Raw genomic sequence first — 18,145 nt, 5'->3', positions numbered from 1 at the left:
AATGCCCCAACAAGTAGTCTTGGCAACAGGTAACCAAGGTAAAGTAAAAGAGCTCGCGAGCATGCTCAGCGAGCTCAAAATTGAAGTATTACCGCAAAGCCAGTTCAATGTACCGGACGTGGCAGAAACAGGCACTACCTTTGTGGAAAATGCCATTATCAAAGCGCGTCATGCAGCTGAAGTCACTGGAATGCCCAGCATAGCTGATGACTCTGGGTTAGAGGTTGATGCGCTTAATGGTGCACCAGGGGTTTACTCGGCACGCTTCGCAGGCGCTAACGCCAGCGATCAAGACAATATAGACAAACTATTACTAGAGCTTGGAGATAATCCACAGCGTAGTGCCCGTTTTTGGTGTGTGTTAGTTTATATGCGTCATGCAAGCGACCCAACACCTATTATTTGCCAAGCCAGCTGGAAAGGACAAATAACCATGCAACAACAAGGTCGAGAAGGGTTCGGCTATGACCCTGTATTCTTTGTTCCTGAGAAAAGCTGCACCAGTGCCGAACTGAGCAAAGAACAAAAGAATGCCCTGAGCCATCGAGGCCAGGCACTGGCTATGTTGTTGAGTCAATTGCAGGCCAATGTGTGAAATTACCTCCTCTTAGTTTATATATCCATGTTCCTTGGTGTGTACAAAAATGCCCTTACTGTGATTTTAATAGTCACAGTTTAAAGGGGAAAATCCCTGAACAAGAATATGTACAACATTTGTTAAATGACCTGAAAGCCGACTTACACCTTGTGCAAGGGCGCAAGCTACACAGTATTTTCATTGGCGGAGGCACCCCAAGTTTGCTCTCAGCAAATGCTTATACCCATTTGTTGACACAAGTACGCGCGCTCATTCCTTTTGAAGAAGATATTGAAATTACTCTGGAGGCCAACCCAGGCACAGTTGAAACGGACCGCTTTGCACACTATGTTGATGCTGGCATAAATCGTATTTCAATTGGCGTGCAGAGCTTACAAGCGGACAAACTGAATGCGCTGGGTCGCATTCACGGTGAGCAAGAGGCAATTAATGCCGCACACGAAGCCCGCAAAGCGGGGTTAGGTTCATTTAATATGGACTTAATGCATGGTTTACCAAACCAGACCTTAAGCGATGCACTGAGCGATTTACAACGCGTTATAGAGCTAGAACCACCACACATATCTTGGTATCAACTGACCATTGAGCCTAACACCCAGTTTGCGTCTAAACCACCTACATTGCCGCAAGACGAGATCCTTTGGGATATTCAAGAACAAGGTCAAGCATTGTTGGCTAATGCCGGATATCAGCAATATGAAATATCAGGGTATGCCAAGTCGGGTTTTCAATGTAAACACAACCTCAATTATTGGCAATTTGGCGATTATCTAGGGATCGGGTGCGGCGCCCATGGCAAAATTACTCTACCAGATAATCAGGAGATCTTACGTACCGTTAAAGTAAAACATCCTCGTGGTTACATGGATTTGAGCAAACCTTACCTTTACCAAAGTTGGCAAGTCGAAGAGCAGGATAGACCCTTTGAGTTTTTTATGAATTGCTTCCGTTTGCAGCAACCGTGCTCTAAACAAGACTTCATTGATTTTACTGGACTATCTTTAGAGGCTGTTGAAGACAATATTGCCAATGCCGAGTCAAATGGTTTGTTACTAAATCAGGCCCATTCATGGTTAGTTACAAATAAGGGCCACAGATACCTAAACGACCTGCTACAATCGTTTGTTTAGAGCAGAGAAAATCCTCTTATCTGAAATAAAGAATTTAAGACTGAGCAGATGTGCTCATGAATAACAAGAAAGGTAAAACAATGCGTAAACTTACTGTTATTGCTGCCGCTATCAGCGTAGCGCTATTAGGTGGCTGCCAGCAAACTGCTGACCAGCCAGCGCCTCAACAACAAGTTCAACAAGTTGCTCAAAGCGAAGTTGAAAAAGCAAATGCTTTTTTTGAAGAAGTATTTATGCGCAGCGTCATGCGCAGCCCTGTATATCAAACCTACATGGGTATCAAACAAGATTACGATAAATGGGACGATGAAAGCGACGCGCGTAAACTTGAAGATCTAGAGCTTGCAAAAAAGGATTTAGCAACGCTAAAAAGCATTGACCGCAACAAGCTGGATGCGTCTACGCAAGTAAGTTACGATTTAATGCAGCAAAACCTAGCAAATGAAATCGCAGACTTTAAATGGCGCTATCACACATACCCAGTGAATCAAATGTATGGTACGCATTCTACTGTGCCTGCATTTTTGATCAATCAGCACCAGATCACTGATAAAAAAGATGCACTCGCTTACATTTCACGTCTAAACGGCGTTACGAAAGTATTTGACCAATTGTTAGAAAGCTTAGAGCTTAGAGCTAAAAAAGGGATCATAGCGCCTAAGTTTGTATTTCCACACGTCATTGAATCTAGCAAAAACATAATTAAAGGCGCTCCGTTTGAAGCAGGGGAAGATTCAACTTTACTCGCTGACTTTAAGCGTAAAGTGAACAAGCTAGAGATTGACAAGGCAGAAAAAGCCGAGCTAATCGCGCAAGCAACAAACGCCCTAAACGAGGCTGTAAAACCTTCATATCGTAAACTAATCAACTACTTAGAGCAGCTTGAAAAACGTGCCGATGAGCGTGATGGCGCATGGAAGTTCCCAGATGGTGAAACCTTCTACAATACTAAGCTGGCACGTACCACAACGACTGACTTAACCGCTAAAGAAATTCATGAAATCGGCCTAGCTGAAGTCGCTCGTATTCACGATGAAATGCGTGAAATCAAAGACAAAGTTGGTTTTAAAGGCGACCTAAAGGCATTCATGGAGTTCATGAAAACCGACAAACAATTCTATCTACCTAATACTGATGAAGGTAAAGAGTTGTATCTGACTCAAGCTAAAGATTTGATTGACAACATGAAGTCACGCCTTGATGAACTGTTTATCGTCAAGCCAAAGGCTGACATGATTGTTAAGCGCGTTGAAGCATTCCGTGAAAAAGCCGCTGGCAAAGCGTTCTATCAACAACCTGCACCAGATGGCTCTCGTCCAGGCATCTACTATGCAAACCTTTATGATATGGAAGCAATGCCAACATACCAAATGGAAGCTTTGGCATACCATGAAGGGATCCCAGGACACCATATGCAAATTGCCATTGCACAAGAACTTGAAGGTGTACCTAAATTCCGTAAGTTTGGTGGTTACACGGCTTACATTGAAGGCTGGGGGTTATACTCTGAGCTAGTACCAAAAGAGATGGGGTTATATGAAGATCCGTACTCTGATTTTGGTCGTTTGGCTATGGAACTTTGGCGTGCATGTCGCCTAGTTGTTGATACTGGTATCCACGCGATGAAGTGGACTCGCCAAGAAGGTATTGATTACTATGTAAACAATACGCCTAACGCTAAGTCGGATGGTGTCAAAATGGTAGAGCGTCACATCGTCATGCCATCACAAGCAACCGCGTATAAGATCGGCATGCTAAAAATTCTTGAGCTTAGAGAAAACGCCAGAAAAGAGCTTGGTGACAAGTTTGATATTCGCCAGTTCCATGACGTAGTACTAAAAAATGGTCCTGTACCACTTAACGTACTTGAGCGTTTTGTGGCTGAATGGGTTGCAAGCAAAAAGGCTTAATGCTCCTTGTATACTTTAGAAGGCTGCTTATGCAGCCTTTTTTATTCTACTACTCCAAAGCCTGTTCATTCCGCCTGCCCTTTTTCACGGTTTGAGCCATCCTATGTTGTGTGCCTGATAAAACGATATGAACACACGCTCCACCATGAGCAGGGCTTTGAATTTTAAACTCCCCTTTGAGCTTCTCTGTCACCAGGTGGTAAATCACACTCAGCCCTAGCCCTAGTTTTCCAAAGTGACGACTCGCTTTCATGTCAGTACCTGCAAAAATTGATAGCAACTCGGCGTCAATTCCAGCCCCATCATCTTTAAAGTATAAATGCACAAAATCATTCACAACCATCGCTGACACCACTATGTTTAAAGGTTTCCCCTCTTGCTTGGCATGCTTTACGCAATTGCTGATGCAATGATGATAAATTTGCTCAAATACTGCTGGATAACTTCTCAACAACAAGGACTCTGGGATCTCAAAGCTTACATAGCAATGACTCGCTGTTAATTCAGTTTCATGACGCTCAAATATCGCCACTATCAGTTGTTTAAGATTAAATTCAGCCTCTACGTCAAATTGGTGATAATTAGCTATGTTGTTAAAATCATCTAACACGGCATAAGTGTTTGCCAGCTCTGTATCGAGCTGTGTCAGGATCTGCTTTAGCTTCGCTAACAATTGAGCCACTTGCTCCTCACTCAGCTCCCCACCAGAGAGTTTGTTGCTCAGTGTGGTAAGTCGGCGGTGATGTGTCGCTGCATGTTGTAGCGAGGTCTGTAATGATTGTGAGAAACCTTGTACCATGCTCCCTAACGTCGCTGCCTGTGCCTCTTCAACAAACTGTGCATGAACTTGTTCTAGCCGAGTTGCTAACACGTCCACCATCTTTAACAGTTCACCCAATGGCGCCTCAGCAGCTATGTGGCCTCGATGGTGAGCAGGCAGCGTGTATGCCTGATGGTACTTGGCATCATTTAACACCTGCTGCGTGAGCAAAATGCCATGATGAAGTTTTCTGTAAAGAAAATACAAGCCAGCCCCCCATAGTAACGTCACCAGACTTAATAACAGCAATAACCAACTATCCAGCCATACATTTTGGCTATGTTGCTCAGATAACTTGCTCACATATATTGAAAAAAGCTCATCCAACTGACGACTCCCGTCGATTAGTTGCTGTTTAGACAGATCATTAAAGCTAAGCGAACCACTTTGCATCGTTTTTGCTACTTCTGAAACACTCTGCTGCTGAATATTTATCTGCGTAGTCAAACTGTTAGCCAGCTCGCGAGTTGGCTGTGACGCAAACCCATCAATTTCTTGCTTCAGTTGCGTGATCGCATTGTTATATGGTGTGAGCTGTGTAGGGTCTATTAATACTTGTGCATAAGTATTTTGTAGCTGACTGTATGCATTACGCAGCAAGTTCTGGTGATGTGCTACATTTGCCATCTGAAACACAGCAGTGCCCAGTAAACTAATTACAGTAATACTGAACACGATACCAATGGCGAGCACAGTTCGATAGATGAGCTTTTCACGGACAAGTTGCACTAATTTACTCTCAATTTAAACGTTTTACATAAGCTTAGTAAATATTAGGTTTATCACCAATCAACGCCTCATTCTGCTAAGCTTAACTAACAAGCTGTAGGTATCATTGAATTTTATGGCATTAGGCAAAAAGCGTAGTAGCAGCCAAATAGATCACCATCGTCGTGCATTTGCGCAAAAAGCGGCCTGTATCGTCGCAGGTTGCACAATGCCTTATAGTTTATTGGCAAGTGAACTGTGTCAGCAGAATGCTCTTGAAGAGCTTGAAAAGTGTCGTCGCGCCAACTTTAACATGATGTTCGCCTCACCCTATGACACTCATAAGTGGCGCTCATCTCCGCATATGCACCAGCAATTGAAAAATAACGTCGAGCACTTCAGTGATGGAAAGATATATTTCAATACCTTTGACAACGGAATACTTGGCGTAGGCACTGAATTAGCAGTGCACACAGCGCGTGGAGCAATTCAAGCGGCGTTAATCTCGGTTTCCAATCTGACACCTATTTTACCCGCATTAGATATACTCAATATTCCTTTTTGGTGTGCAGAACAGCAACAGTACCTCAATCTAATTTCATCAAATACATGGCAAAATCATGTACTTAAAAAGATACATCAGCAAGGTAAGCTCACTATATTAATGCATTACTTGCCCGGCGCGCGTACAGTCACATCCACCAAGCGGTATGGCGAGGTTATAAAAACTCCACAAGATATGTTGGACATCGTGTTTCGCATACCGGCTAGCAAAGTGCTCAACCAGTTTTATGATTTATGTGGCACCCGAGCTGTGCAAGTTCCATGGAAAAAGGTTGCCACGTTAGCTGAAGGTGGCCGTATAGAAGCTTTGGATCCGTCTATTGTTGGACTATTTAATGGGCCTAACAATCTGAGAAAACATTTAGGCGTCATTTCGTCAATTAATAGTGTGCAAGACGGCTGGCTATTTGTCGTCAACCAACCATGGTTTAATGCTCTGCCGTTAAAGCTCAAACACGCATTGCATGACGCTGCCAGTAAAACCTTTACAGAACACTTAGCACAACAGCCAAACATTGCGCGCTACTGTGAGCGTAGCCTAAAGAAATTAGGCACCGATATCTATGTACCCAATCAAGAAGAGATTGCTCAATGGCATGCGCTTGCAGGCCCAGAGCAACCGCAATGGCTGCCGTTCAAACGCCAGTTACTAGGTAGTGAAAAAGGGTTTATGCGGTTTTTTGAAGCCGCCCAAGCATAAGGCCTATTATGGGTCACTTTTGCTTCGCGTTGCGTCTATTTCCACCAACCTTAGGTTTGGTATTGGCCTTTTTAAACTGGCTAAACCCTGTGTGTCTGGTCAGAGCTGCTCGGCCACGCGTATTTTTACTACGCTCAGTGCGCCCTTCCTCAGGTACAAGGCAATTCGGACCCTTACCAATTAAATTTGCCTTACCCATGTTACGTAAAGCTTCACGGATCATAGGCCAGCCTGATGAGTCATGATAACGCAAAATAGCCTTATGCAAGCGCCTTTGCCTTGCGCCTTTGGGCACAGATACTTGCTCAGTATTGTTCTTGATGTTTCGTAGCGAGTTCATTTGCGTATGGTAAATAGTCGTCGCGTTTGCCATAGGTGAAGGATAAAAGTTCTGAACTTGGTCTAGTTTAAAGTCATGTGCTTTTAACCACAGAGCCATGTTCACCATGTCTTCGTCCGTTGTACCTGGGTGCGCAGAAATAAAATATGGGATCAAGTATTGCTTCTTACCAGCTTCTTTTGAATATTTATCAAAGAGTTCCTTAAACTTATCATAGGTGCCCATACCCGGTTTCATCATTTTAGACAATGGCCCTTCTTCGGTATGCTCTGGAGCAATCTTTAAATAGCCACCAACATGATGTGTCACGAGCTCTTTCACATAGCGCGGGTCTTCAATTGCTAAATCATATCGTACCCCCGATGCTATCAGGATTTTCTTAATACCCTTTACATCACGGGCCTTGCGATATAGCTCAATAGTTGGTGTGTGGTCTGTGTCCATATGCTTACAAATATCTGGATATACGCAAGACAAACGACGACACGTACTTTCTGCTTTTTTGCTCTTACAGCGCAACTTATACATGTTTGCTGTCGGGCCACCTAAGTCTGAGATAACCCCAGTGAAACCAGGCACTTTGTCTCTGATCTGTTCGATTTCATCAATGATTGACTGCTCAGATCGACTTTGAATTATTCTGCCTTCATGTTCTGTAATCGAGCAGAAACTACAACCACCAAAACAACCACGCATGATATTTACGGAGGTTTTTATCATCTCATAGGCAGGGATTTTCGCATCTCCGTAACTTGGATGTGGAACGCGCTGATACGGCAAGCCAAATACGATATCCATTTCTTGTGTTTCAAGGGGAAAGGCTGGAGGATTGACCCATACGGAGCGATCTCCATGACGTTGAAACAACGCTCGGGCACACCCTGGATTGGTTTCTTGATGCAAAATTCGAGAAGCATGCGCGTACAAAGGTTTATTAACACTTACTTGCTCAAAAGCTGGCAACTTTACGTAGACCTTTTCCCAAGGCTTCAAACGAGGTGGTTGAACGGTGATAGGCTTGGCAGCTTCCGCCGACAAATCAATGCCCGCTTTGGTGAATTCTGATTTACTACAACCCACATCATCAGCACCATAGGGGTTGGGAATGGGATCAATTTTTCCTATCTTGTCTATCGCGGTTGAATCACTACCTCGCCACTGCGGTAAAGGAGTTTTACGAATAACAGCCGTGCCACGCACATCTTGAATATCTTCTACTTTGTCACCTTTGGCAATACGGTGAGCCACTTCCACCAGTGGACGCTCAGCGTTCCCATAGATCAAGATGTCGGCCTTTGCATCGAAGATAATGCTGCGGCGTACTTTTTCTTGCCAGTAATCATAATGAGCGATGCGCCTTAAGCTTGCTTCAATCCCACCTATGACTAGCGGTACGTCTTTATAGGCTTCTCGACACCTTTGGCTGTACACCACAACAGCACGGTCAGGACGCTTTCCGCCTACATTTCCTGGGGTATAAGCATCATCGTGTCGCATGCGTTTTTCGGCGGTATAACGGTTTATCATGGAATCCATGTTGCCCGCAGTTACACCAAAAAACAGGTTGGGCTTGCCTAGGCTCATAAAAGCATCTTTACTCGACCAATCTGGCTGCGCGATGATCCCTACTCTAAAACCTTGTGCTTCAAGCACCCGTCCAATGACCGCCATGCCAAAGCTAGGGTGATCAACGTAGGCGTCCCCTGTCACTAATACAATATCGCAGCTATCCCAGCCTAATTGATCCATTTCTTCACGTGTGGTGGGTAAAAAAGGAGCCGTGCCGTAACATTCAGCCCAATATTTGGGATAAGAAAACAACGGACGTTCAGCTTTGAGTGCGCTCATAGTGACTGCCTAGAGGATAAAAAGAGGCGAATTATAGCCTAAATGCCTACAACCACAAACTATAGATTATCAGCAATAAACTAAGGTAAAGCGCACATCCTTGCTTGTTTGCAATATTTAGTCACTCGCCCTAGGTTTATAGCTTTTTAAAAACGCCATAAACTCATGACTTGGCATGGGCTTAGCGTACATAAACCCTTGTACTTCATCACAGCCCATTTTTTTTAATAAGTCGCTTTGTGCTTGAGTCTCAACGCCTTCTGCAATTGTTTTACGACCAAGATGCCGGCCTAAAGATATCACGAGTTCAGCAATCGCTCCGCTATCATTATCAGGAATGTCTTTGATAAATGCTCTGTCGATCTTTAGTCGAGAAAATGGCAATTTTTGCAAGTAACTCAGTGATGAAAACCCCGTGCCAAAATCGTCAATAGCCACTTCTACTCCAAGCTCTTGTAATTCAGTCAGTGTCTCTACCACCGCGCCAACTTCGTCCATGACCACACTTTCTGTGACTTCTAGTTCGATAAAACGTGGCTCTATATCATATTCCAACAGAGTTTCTTTTACACTTTGCGCATAGTTGGGAACTTTAAACTGAGGCACCGACACATTCACCGCAACGCTGATAGGTTTGCCCATAGCCGCCAGTTTTTTTTGTTGCTCACACGCCTGCTCTAGCACCCATTGACCAATATCGACAATCAGCCCCGCATTTTCAGCCAAAGGCACAAAAATTCCAGGAGAGATATATCGGCCATTGCCCGATGGCCAGCGTAATAACGCTTCACAGCCCGTCACTTCTAGTGTTTTGAAACATAACTGAGGTTGATACCATACCTCTAACTTGCGTTGTTCAAAATCTTGTCTTAGTTGGCGAATAAGTCCTAACTTCCAAGCCATTTTTTCTTCAAGATCTGATGTATACCAACCAACTGACTGATTTCCTTGTTTCGCTTGATTCAGCGCTATGTAAGCTAATTTTAGTGTCTCCAAGCCATTACAAGCAAAGTCGTCTTGGTCACATATTCCCACTCTAAAATGAATAGATAAAACGTGTTCATTCACTTGATAAGGAGTCAACAAGCTGTCCATGAACATGCGCTCATCAAAACCTATTTTAGGCAGCAACATTGCAAACACATCAGCCCCAATGCGCGCCAGCAGCTCAACCTGAGGGAATTCTTGGTCAAGGCGATGCATTACGGCAAGCAACAATTGATTACCCACTTCTTGGCCTAAACCATTGTTGATATCTGAAAACTGAGCAATATCGATCAGGATAAGTATTAAGTTACTGTCTTGATCCTTGTAGTACTGTGCGATTTTATCAGTAAAACAAGCGCGATTTGGTAACTTTGTTAGCGGGTCTTTATAAGCCACATCACGTAATTCATTAAACAATTTTATGTTGTCTAATCCAATACTGACGTTAGCTAAAAAAATCTCCATAGACTGCAATTGAGAGTCTGTCGGCTGAATGTCTAGCTCCAAATAAATCGCCGCGCTGCGATTTTTGCCCTGTAGTAGTACGGTAATATCATGCTCAGTTTGCTGATGCTCACCGCTGTCAAAACAATTCTGTACCTGCATGATCACACGGCCATTGTCTAACTGCTCAAGCCCTTGGCCAAAAAACTCTTGAAACTGACTAGTGCCACCTAACACAACAATCCGTTTGTCATTCCCCAATTGCCCGCTGACAATACCATAGGGTTCACTGCCTAAAATTTTTGCTAATTGTGTCACTACTGCAAGGCTAAAGGTTCGAATGTCGTTATGACCAAGAATCCCTTTAATGGCGTCAAGAATCGATGCCAACGCTAAACCTTGCGCTTCGAGCTCACAAATTTGACGATATGAACGCACTGCTGTCATCATGGACGTTACCAACTTACTGCGTGTTAGCTCCGTCTTCATCTTGTAATCGTTGATATCGTAGTCGCGGATCACTTGCTCTTCAGGGGCGTGACCTGGTTGGCCTGTACGTAAAATAATGCGCACATTTTCATTTTTTAGCTCATCTCGCACACGCTTTACGACAGTCAAGCCGGCATCGTCAGTTTCCATCACCACATCTAGCAACATCACACATATTTCTGGGTTATGGATTAACTTTTCTATGGCCTCTTTACCACTGTATGCATGGTGAAAACGCAACGTTCGACCCCAAAACTCTACGCCTGACAAGGCCAATGTTGTAACAGAATGAATTTCAGGATCATCATCTACAACAAGGATATCCCACGCGGCTCCACTGACCTCAACTTCTTGTGTGTCATCATCATGATCTAGAAACAAAAAATCATCTTGCTCAGACGCCATTTTTTATCCTTCAATTCACTACTTTGCTTTATTGTGTTTCAAGCTTAAGTTTACTAACCCATTTACCATCATACGAATTGTGGTACATTTTTACTATCAGGTATAAATTTCATACGTACATGAAATATTATAGACGATGTTCAACTACTTGCGTGTTGGATGTTCGCAACCAATGTTGTTGGAGATAGCTATCAGAATTCTCATCACTTTGACTAAGGTATTGTTACTCGCTTGCTTACTATTTGTGCTGGCTGGTTTGCTTTTGCCTCATAAGTATCATTTAAAGCAACAAAAGACCTTTCTCACAGTAGAGGCTCAGCAGCTTTCATCTCTATTTGACTTACAAGCTTGGTCGCAACTTATGCGCTTAAATCGAGTGAAAGGTACTAAAGATATTCTCATTTCCATTCCTAGTACCGGTGTTGGCGCCCATGCAACCGTGCAACATCAGTTTGGCAAGGCTGAAATAACCATTACCAAGAAAGATGCTCACGGCATAGACTTTTCACTATTGATTAATAACGAACATACCGCTGCCGGACAACTCACTCTAACGCCACGTAATGATTCGATCACCGTACACTGGCACGTAACGGGCGTCATTCACTCCACCATTTTTGGCGGTTATATGGCACTGTATATGGAATATTACATACACCAGTTGATGATTTCAGCGTTCAATAACCTACAAACAGAACTTAAATTGCGAGCCTCTACATGAGTGTAAAAAACGCCCAAGCTAAAGCGAGTTTAGCCTCATTAATCGAAGATAAACTCGGATTTACGATGGTTAAAAGTCGTGACTTTGGTACACGAAGTGCCTCAGATAACAGTTACAGCGCACAAGGTACCATGCCCATAAGCTATTCAGTACGCAGTGATGAAAGCCTTCTTAAACGGGCATTGAAGCGCCAACAACTCAACAAAATTCAGCGTCAGCAGAACATTGAGCAAATTACGGCGATGGCATTGAGCGTATGTCCAGATGTAACCAGTCAGGGACGACCAGACCCAGACTGGTTAGAGCACTACATTGTACTGGCTGAAGATATCGCCAATCAAAATATGCAAAAGTTGTGGGCAAAAATTTTAGTGGGAGAAACCGTCTCACCTGGTACTTTTTCTATCAAAAGCTTGCAAACACTAAAGCAGATGACACAAAGAGAAGCCTCGGCCTTACAAAAATGTGCAGCACTTTGCGGCTACCTAGAAAAAGAAGACAGCTACTTAATTTTGTTAGGATATTATAAAAAGCCTTCATTTTTCGACTTACTAAGAAAGGGCAACAAGGAGTCCATTAACCTCGCCAATGCAGGTCTTAGCTTCCCCAATATACTCACTTTAATGGATATTAACTTGCTGTATCGAAAAGAGATTGAGTCTGCCAGCTTAAAACAAGGTCAGCCAATGCAGTTTTCTTTTCACAGCAAAAAGCTCACGTTAATCCCGAAAAGCAATGAACTCGTTCTGAGCTACTACAAGTTGACGCAAACTGGAGATGAGTTGAAAAAATTGGTTAGTTCACCTATCAACAAAAAGTATAAACATCAGTTGGAACAAGCGCTCGCCGAGGAGTTTGAATGTCACTGGAGCTGATAAGATATTTCAGGTAAGTAACAGAGCTCTCTTGTGAGTGCTCTGTCAGCTAACTAACCTCAACTGCGTATACGCGAGTTTGCACAGCCGAGGTTAGCTAAATCATACTGAGAATTAGAAATGTACTTCGATACCAGCAAATGGTCCTGAGGCATCGATATCTGTAGAGATGTCATCAACATCATCTAATTCAAGTACCATCGAGCGATAACCAGCACGCACAGCTACATCAACAGCCAAATTGCCAATTACTTGCCATGCAACACCCACTTGATAGTCTTGAATTTTGCTATCGTCAACAGCCAGCATGCTGCCTTCTGCAAACACGCTAAAGCCGGTCATTGGTAAGCCAAGTTCAGCACGCAGGTAACCAAGCGGTACCACGCCTGAAAAGTCGCGAGTTTCTGTAGTGGTATTCCCTTCAACTGTACCCGCAACCTGAATTGTGCCATCAAATTGTTTAAGGTTTACACCAAAGTCAAATGACACTAAATCATTGTCAAATATTTCATAGTAAAGGGTATAGTCTACATGGCTTAGATCGGTGAAAGTATTCGCAGTGGTGCCAACGGTAAAGTCTTTTCCGCCAAATTCAAACGTTTCAGACAAGGTAGTGGAACCATTTAGTTCAAGTTCGGTATAGCGTAACTTGATATTAGGCACAAATGGCACTGGGTGCTCAAGCGCAGCATAGTAACTTGTGAAAGTTTCATCATCGAAATTGAATGACTGAGCATTGCCGCTTTCGGCGAAGTTCCCCGAGTTATCGGCCTGCCATCCTTCGGCTCCTAAATACAATCCAAGTAAGGTGTCAGCTTGAGCAACGGGTGCCAAACAGGCCATCGACAACGCGGCCGCAATACAGTACTTTTTCATTTTTTATCCTTGCGCTAAGAGTTCACTGAGTTCGATAAGAGCTGCATTAGCTCTTGAAATATAGTTTGCCATTACTAACGAATGATTAGCAACCAAGCCAAATCCGCTACCATTTAAAATCATAGGACTCCAAACGGTTTCTTGAGTCGCTTCGAGTTCTCGAATAATCTGTTGTAGGCTGACCGTCGCATTCTTTTTTGCTAGCACGTCTGCAAAGTCATGCTCTACGGCTTTTAAAAAATGTAGCAGTGCCCAACTTGCGCCCCGAGATTCGTAGAATACATCGTCAATCTTCCACCAAGATGTTTTTATTTCTCTATGGCTAGGTGTATATGTTGCTTGATTCGCCGCACTGTCCCCCGCTAAATCAGTATTAACTCTATCTTGGCCAACACTGGCACTTAAACGCTGACTTAAACTTCCTAATCGCTTTTCTGCTTCCTTCAACCAACCCCGTAGATTATCTGCGCGCGCATAGAATTGGCTATCCCTCTGTGCAGGGCTTGCGATTTTTGAGCGGTATTCTTTAAGATAATCAATTCCAGCTTGATACTCGCCCTCAGCACTAGGCCATGCCCAAGCCGTTGAGCTAATATTGAATTGCGGCTGTGCCAATTTAAGTGCAGGATGTTCCGTCGACTGAGATTGAGAACGACTAAAATCTTTACGCATAGATAGCGCCAAGTCACGTATCATTTCCAATGCGCCATATTCCCAAGCAGGCATATTGTCCATAAAAACGCTCGGTGGTAACATGTCATTTGACAAATATCCCCCTGACTTTTGCAATAAAGTTTCGCTTACACTTATTAAAGTATTGGTCGTGACATACCCCGTCACCAACTTTTCATTATTACTCTGAGCTTGCTGTTTCGCGCGCTCTAGTACATCAAATTTTGCAGGCTCTACACTCCAATAAACCGCCAACAAATAGCCTAGTAAGAGTAAGGCACTTAGTGCACCAATAAACTTTCCTATATTTTGCTGCATAACTGCTCCTAATGATGTTTATGTTCTGAGTGGCTATTTTCTTGCTTACCCATCTCTTCTTGTAAAGACACCACCTTTATTGGGCTTTCAAGTTGTTCACCGTTAGCAAAGTATAATGTCAAAGTCAGCTTTCCACCTTTTCGTAATTCACCTGCCGGCTCAAACGCCATTAAATGATAGCCTCCCGGCTGAAAAGAGATTGTTTGGTGAGGTGATATAGTCAGCTCTTGTACTTTTTGCATTCGCATCATTGTATCACTATGAACATGCTCATGAATTTCAACTCTTCCTAAACCAGATATAGTGGCTTTTTGTAGTATCCGTGTTTGCGGTGAATGATTCATTAACGAAAAGTATGCTGCAGTTGAAGTCGCGGCTGGGAGAAATTGCCTGATCTTAGCGTGTTGTACCACAAGCTTAGACGAATTTCCCTGTTCAGCTATGACCTGAGAGGGCGCTAAGCTCAACAGCATAGAGGTAAATACAGCAAGATATTTAGCAAACATGAACATTCCTTTAAAATAGCAATAACTGTCTAAATCATAACATGAAATAGACAGTTACGCGCCACTAGCCCAATGTTTTATGTGCTAATGACCTGACACAGGTTCAAACACTAACCACCCCAACCCAACTAGCAATAAAAGAGGAATAGCAATCAAAATAGAGTTGAACAGCAGTGCCAAAACTAGCCCAATGAATACTACTAAAAAGGCGCCAATCAACCCCATTCCCAGTAACGCAATAACCGCTATAAAGGCGATTGTTCCAATTAATACGGTAATAAGCTCTATCCCAACCCAGCTCAGATTCATAAAGAAGTCAGGAATGCTTAGCCAAGAAAGTGGTGAACTCAACCAGGATAAGGTGGAACATATTAGCAATGCGATCAGTACTAAAAATACGGTTTTCATAGCATTTTACCTTAAGCTTTGGTTGGTAACACAACACTGGCTATTGCATACGCAAGTACTGTCACCACGGGAAACTTTAAAAACAGCAATACAGTAAGCAAGCGAGTGAGCCAAGTAGGCATATCAAATCGCTCAGCGACTCCCGCGCACACCCCAGTTATTTTTTTATGGCCTAGGAGGCGGAAACAACTTTTTCTCTCACTATAATATTTCATAAATAACTCCTTAAGCACCTACTGGCGCGGGGTTGCTTTGCATCTGTTGTTTCAACTGCGCGAGTGCCGCATCAACTTTTTCGTCTCGTTCAAACTGTGCAAACTGCTGTGCTGTCGAGGCTTTTCCTAAATCATAACTATCAACCTGCGCTTCTATACGCTCAACCTTACTTTCCAACTGCTCAAAACGATTGAGCACATTCGCCACCTCATCACTGCGAAGAGTTTGCTGTACCTTTAGCCTTGCACTGCACGATCTTTGTGCTCGCTCAAGCTGGTGTTGTTTAGCTTTTAATACCTGAATTTTACTCGCCAGCCTATCTGCGTCGTCTTTCAATTTAATTAACGTTTCATCAAGTGAGACTAGTTGGTCCTGTAATTTGTCTCGATTGTCAATAAGCTTTTGCTTTTCGCTTAACGCTGCCTTAGCAAGGTCTTCTCTGTCTTTGCTTAAAGCATGCTCTGCTTTTTGTTGCCATGCTTCTATTTGCTTATCATGTTCACTGGTGCGCCTGCTAAGCGCCTTCTGTTCGCAAATAATTGTTGCGGCTGTCGAGCGGCATTCGCTTAAAGCATCATTCAGCTCAATCAACAATTGCGCTGCTAATTTGCTGGGATCTTCAGCTTTATCTAAAAATGCATTTACTTCTGATTTTATTAGATCTTCAATTCGGTTAATTAAAGCCATATTCTGCTCCTTTGCATTGGCGTTAGGTTAACCTGACGTTCCAATCTTTGTGCCAGAGTTACAAAGCCTTTAAATAACAAAGGATTATACAAAGTGTGGGTTGAAGTAAAACGATAGCCAGAAGTGAAATTTAGCTGAATAGACTAAAAAGTAGTGGTTTACACCATCCCTTGTCACAGGCACAGTAATTGCGGTTCTTTGCATATGTGGCAAAGTGAAGGAACTATATAATTATTTTTCTCATTGGTTTTAATTGGGAGTTATTACACGCCCAGTAAAATAGTTATGACAAGCCAAAAAGAAAATAATAAAAAAGCGTTAAACCTAACGTTTTACGCTTTTTAAAAGGGTCACATATCAAATCATGCTATTAATATATGCCCTGGTACGAACATTATAATCTAGCATATAGCCAAATTACTTTTGCACTTCGTGGCAACCGCTCGCACAGTTAGTACACGCTCCCATTCCACCAGCCACGTCAGGGGTTAGCTTGTTTGGAAGATCATGTTTTTTATCAGACAAATTAACTAATTTCTTTTTGTTTAACTTTATTTTGGTTTTCATATAAAACTCCTTATTTGCATTTAAAGCTTTTAGACATTATCAAAAATAAGGAGTTATATAATCTGTAATAAATGGCAGTTGACAGGGTAGAGCTTATAGAAAAAAGAGTGTTTAATAGTAAGGAGATATGAAACTAACGGTAATAAGTTGGCTATACAACAAACTCACTATACCATTTAACCTATCCGAAGTAAGTCTAGGTAGACAATTGTTTTTGAGCGAAAGAAGCAACGCTCTCTTTCGCTCACTAACCAGCAATGCTTTCTTGGTAATTGCTAAGCGTAGATATAGTGCTGAGTACACCGTTTTATAGGGTTCATAACTTTACTGCTCAGGAACAAAGCTCAGCGCTGTTTCCATCACGCTAAGGTCTGCGCCTTTTTTGTGGCCATTTTCTGACAAATGGCGACGGAAGCCTCTGGCACCAGGTTGCCCCTGAAATATACCTAACATATGACGAGCAATGTGCCAAAAATTTGCTCCTGACGACATTTGCTGCTCAAAGTAATCATACATACTGCGCACGACTTGATGTCGAGTTTGGGTGAAAGCCTGTTCGCCGTATATAAATTCATCTACTTGTGACAACATAAATGGGTTGCTATATGCCTCACGCCCTACCATCACCCCATCTATATACTTTAAGTGATGTAAACTGTCATTTAGCGTTTTAACACCGCCATTTATACTGATGTGTAATTCTGGATAGTCCTTTTTCAACTGATAAACTCGTGGGTAATCAAGTGGTGGGATCTCTCTATTCTCTTTCGGGCTTAAGCCTTGTAGCCAAGCCTTACGAGCATGAATAATAAAATCATCACACCCAACCTTGGCTGTCGCTTCAATCAAGGCCGTTAAAAACTCATAAGAATCCTGCTCATCAATGCCGATTCGCGTTTTTACCGTAACCGGAATATTCACCTGTGCTTTCATGGCTGCAACACAATCTGCAACGAGCTGAGGCTCCGCCATTAAGCACGCCCCAAAGCGACCGTTTTGAACTCTATCTGAAGGACAGCCAACATTGAGGTTGATTTCGCTGTAACCATGCTCTGCCGCCCGCTTAGCACATTCCGCTAAAGCGGTAGGATCAGACCCCCCTAATTGCAAGGCAACTGGCATCTCATGCTCACCAAAGCTCAGGTAATCTCCCTTACCAAATAAAATTGCACCCGTGGTGATCATCTCAGTGTATAGCACCGCATGGCGTGTTAACTTGCGATGAAATGTACGACAGTGCTTGTCTGTCCAATCCAGCATGGGCGCGACAGAAAATCGTCTGAACGTTGAATCGCTTACCATAAGAGGACTATCGCCTGATTTAACTGAGTTTGACATATTTTGTGAACCGCCTTT

The 18,145-nt window shown here is 43.0% G+C and carries 17 protein-coding genes; 6 read left to right on the top strand and 11 right to left on the bottom strand.

The genetic code is table 11. The features are described 5' to 3' along the window. Position 1 precedes the first annotated feature (1 nt). The 3 genes from L1070_RS05660 (at position 2) to L1070_RS05650 (ending at position 3,638) form a co-directional block, all read left to right on the top strand. Positions 2-595 (top strand): XTP/dITP diphosphatase, encoded by a 594-nt coding sequence (locus L1070_RS05660; RefSeq protein WP_237124803.1) that lies wholly within the window; start codon positions 2-4, stop codon positions 593-595. Further along, entirely contained in the window at positions 592-1,728 is a 1,137-nt protein-coding gene (gene hemW, locus L1070_RS05655) for a radical SAM family heme chaperone HemW (RefSeq protein ID WP_237124802.1), read from the top strand. The genes L1070_RS05660 and hemW overlap by 4 nt, the downstream gene beginning before the upstream one ends. Before the next feature lie 80 nt (positions 1,729-1,808). Continuing rightward, positions 1,809-3,638: a DUF885 domain-containing protein gene (locus tag L1070_RS05650; protein WP_237124801.1), complete on the top strand. Its 1,830-nt coding sequence runs from the start codon at positions 1,809-1,811 to the stop codon at positions 3,636-3,638. Between the two features lie 49 nt (positions 3,639-3,687). Here the strand turns inward: L1070_RS05650 and L1070_RS20410 are convergent, their stop codons facing one another. Continuing rightward, complete coding sequence (locus L1070_RS20410) at positions 3,688-5,187, bottom strand: ATP-binding protein (RefSeq protein ID WP_237124800.1); 1,500 nt, start codon at positions 5,185-5,187, stop codon at positions 3,688-3,690. Between the two features lie 115 nt (positions 5,188-5,302). On the opposite strand from L1070_RS20410, the gene dctP reads away from it, so the two are divergent. Then, positions 5,303-6,430, top strand: coding sequence for a TRAP transporter substrate-binding protein DctP (gene dctP, locus L1070_RS05640; protein ID WP_237124799.1), 1,128 nt, complete (start codon positions 5,303-5,305; stop codon positions 6,428-6,430). A 13-nt stretch (positions 6,431-6,443) separates the two neighbouring features. Here the strand turns inward: dctP and L1070_RS05635 are convergent, their stop codons facing one another. After that, complete coding sequence (locus L1070_RS05635) at positions 6,444-8,618, bottom strand: YgiQ family radical SAM protein (protein WP_070983286.1); 2,175 nt, start codon at positions 8,616-8,618, stop codon at positions 6,444-6,446. Positions 8,619-8,735: 117 nt separating this feature from the next. Then, complete coding sequence (locus L1070_RS05630; protein ID WP_237124798.1) at positions 8,736-10,943, bottom strand: EAL domain-containing protein; 2,208 nt, start codon at positions 10,941-10,943, stop codon at positions 8,736-8,738. Positions 10,944-11,079: 136 nt separating this feature from the next. Between L1070_RS05630 and L1070_RS05625 the strand changes: the two genes are divergently transcribed. Next, complete coding sequence (locus tag L1070_RS05625) at positions 11,080-11,664, top strand: hypothetical protein (RefSeq protein WP_237124797.1); 585 nt, start codon at positions 11,080-11,082, stop codon at positions 11,662-11,664. Beyond that, complete coding sequence (locus L1070_RS05620) at positions 11,661-12,539, top strand: TIGR03899 family protein (RefSeq protein WP_237124796.1); 879 nt, start codon at positions 11,661-11,663, stop codon at positions 12,537-12,539. The genes L1070_RS05625 and L1070_RS05620 overlap by 4 nt, the downstream gene beginning before the upstream one ends. Before the next feature lie 114 nt (positions 12,540-12,653). Here L1070_RS05620 and L1070_RS05615 read toward each other — a convergent pair whose 3' ends face one another. The 8 genes from L1070_RS05615 to dusA all read right to left on the bottom strand — a co-directional run bounded on the left by L1070_RS05615 (position 12,654) and on the right by dusA (position 18,127). Next, positions 12,654-13,415 (bottom strand): TIGR04219 family outer membrane beta-barrel protein, encoded by a 762-nt coding sequence (locus L1070_RS05615; protein WP_237124795.1) that lies wholly within the window; start codon positions 13,413-13,415, stop codon positions 12,654-12,656. 3 nt (positions 13,416-13,418) lie between these two features. Continuing rightward, entirely contained in the window at positions 13,419-14,405 is a 987-nt protein-coding gene (locus L1070_RS05610; protein WP_237124794.1) for a DUF2333 family protein, read from the bottom strand. Between the two features lie 8 nt (positions 14,406-14,413). Continuing rightward, on the bottom strand, positions 14,414-14,911 hold the full coding sequence (locus L1070_RS05605; RefSeq protein ID WP_237124793.1) for a copper chaperone PCu(A)C: 498 nt from the start codon (positions 14,909-14,911) through the stop codon (positions 14,414-14,416). An 84-nt stretch (positions 14,912-14,995) separates the two neighbouring features. Next, complete coding sequence (locus L1070_RS05600) at positions 14,996-15,319, bottom strand: hypothetical protein (RefSeq protein WP_070983279.1); 324 nt, start codon at positions 15,317-15,319, stop codon at positions 14,996-14,998. An 11-nt stretch (positions 15,320-15,330) separates the two neighbouring features. After that, positions 15,331-15,534 carry a PspC domain-containing protein gene (locus L1070_RS05595; protein WP_237124792.1) on the bottom strand — a complete coding sequence of 68 codons (204 nt, stop codon included), beginning with the start codon at positions 15,532-15,534 and terminating at the stop codon, positions 15,331-15,333. Positions 15,535-15,544: 10 nt separating this feature from the next. Further along, positions 15,545-16,222: a PspA/IM30 family protein gene (locus tag L1070_RS05590; RefSeq protein ID WP_237124791.1), complete on the bottom strand. Its 678-nt coding sequence runs from the start codon at positions 16,220-16,222 to the stop codon at positions 15,545-15,547. 417 nt (positions 16,223-16,639) lie between these two features. After that, the gene (locus L1070_RS05585) at positions 16,640-16,789 is read right to left on the bottom strand and encodes a hypothetical protein (RefSeq protein ID WP_237124790.1); all 150 of its coding nucleotides are present in this window, start codon (positions 16,787-16,789) and stop codon (positions 16,640-16,642) included. A 324-nt stretch (positions 16,790-17,113) separates the two neighbouring features. Further along, on the bottom strand, positions 17,114-18,127 hold the full coding sequence (gene dusA, locus L1070_RS05580; RefSeq protein WP_237124789.1) for a tRNA dihydrouridine(20/20a) synthase DusA: 1,014 nt from the start codon (positions 18,125-18,127) through the stop codon (positions 17,114-17,116). Positions 18,128-18,145: the final 18 nt, after the last annotated feature.

Source organism: Pseudoalteromonas sp. MMG022, assembly GCF_021654245.1.
In the GTDB taxonomy this organism is placed as follows: Bacteria; Pseudomonadota; Gammaproteobacteria; order Enterobacterales; family Alteromonadaceae; genus Pseudoalteromonas; species Pseudoalteromonas amylolytica.
The sequence above is the reverse complement of the archived record's forward strand: the minus strand, read 5'-3'. Positions and strand labels throughout refer to the sequence as shown.

What these genes read in the sequence shown, in the direction of transcription:
- L1070_RS05660 (WP_237124803.1), top strand. Translation starts at nt 2, where the DNA reads ATGCCCCAACAAGTAGTCTTGGCAACAGGTAACCAAGGTAAAGTAAAA.
- L1070_RS05650 (WP_237124801.1), top strand. Translation starts at nt 1,809, where the DNA reads ATGCGTAAACTTACTGTTATTGCTGCCGCTATCAGCGTAGCGCTATTA.
- dctP (WP_237124799.1), top strand. Translation starts at nt 5,303, where the DNA reads ATGGCATTAGGCAAAAAGCGTAGTAGCAGCCAAATAGATCACCATCGT.
- L1070_RS05635 (WP_070983286.1), bottom strand. Translation starts at nt 8,618, where the DNA reads ATGAGCGCACTCAAAGCTGAACGTCCGTTGTTTTCTTATCCCAAATAT.
- L1070_RS05630 (WP_237124798.1), bottom strand. Translation starts at nt 10,943, where the DNA reads ATGGCGTCTGAGCAAGATGATTTTTTGTTTCTAGATCATGATGATGAC.
- L1070_RS05625 (WP_237124797.1), top strand. Translation starts at nt 11,080, where the DNA reads ATGTTCAACTACTTGCGTGTTGGATGTTCGCAACCAATGTTGTTGGAG.
- L1070_RS05620 (WP_237124796.1), top strand. Translation starts at nt 11,661, where the DNA reads ATGAGTGTAAAAAACGCCCAAGCTAAAGCGAGTTTAGCCTCATTAATC.
- L1070_RS05615 (WP_237124795.1), bottom strand. Translation starts at nt 13,415, where the DNA reads ATGAAAAAGTACTGTATTGCGGCCGCGTTGTCGATGGCCTGTTTGGCA.
- L1070_RS05610 (WP_237124794.1), bottom strand. Translation starts at nt 14,405, where the DNA reads ATGCAGCAAAATATAGGAAAGTTTATTGGTGCACTAAGTGCCTTACTC.
- L1070_RS05605 (WP_237124793.1), bottom strand. Translation starts at nt 14,911, where the DNA reads ATGTTTGCTAAATATCTTGCTGTATTTACCTCTATGCTGTTGAGCTTA.
- L1070_RS05600 (WP_070983279.1), bottom strand. Translation starts at nt 15,319, where the DNA reads ATGAAAACCGTATTTTTAGTACTGATCGCATTGCTAATATGTTCCACC.
- L1070_RS05595 (WP_237124792.1), bottom strand. Translation starts at nt 15,534, where the DNA reads ATGAAATATTATAGTGAGAGAAAAAGTTGTTTCCGCCTCCTAGGCCAT.
- L1070_RS05590 (WP_237124791.1), bottom strand. Translation starts at nt 16,222, where the DNA reads ATGGCTTTAATTAACCGAATTGAAGATCTAATAAAATCAGAAGTAAAT.
- L1070_RS05585 (WP_237124790.1), bottom strand. Translation starts at nt 16,789, where the DNA reads ATGAAAACCAAAATAAAGTTAAACAAAAAGAAATTAGTTAATTTGTCT.
- dusA (WP_237124789.1), bottom strand. Translation starts at nt 18,127, where the DNA reads ATGTCAAACTCAGTTAAATCAGGCGATAGTCCTCTTATGGTAAGCGAT.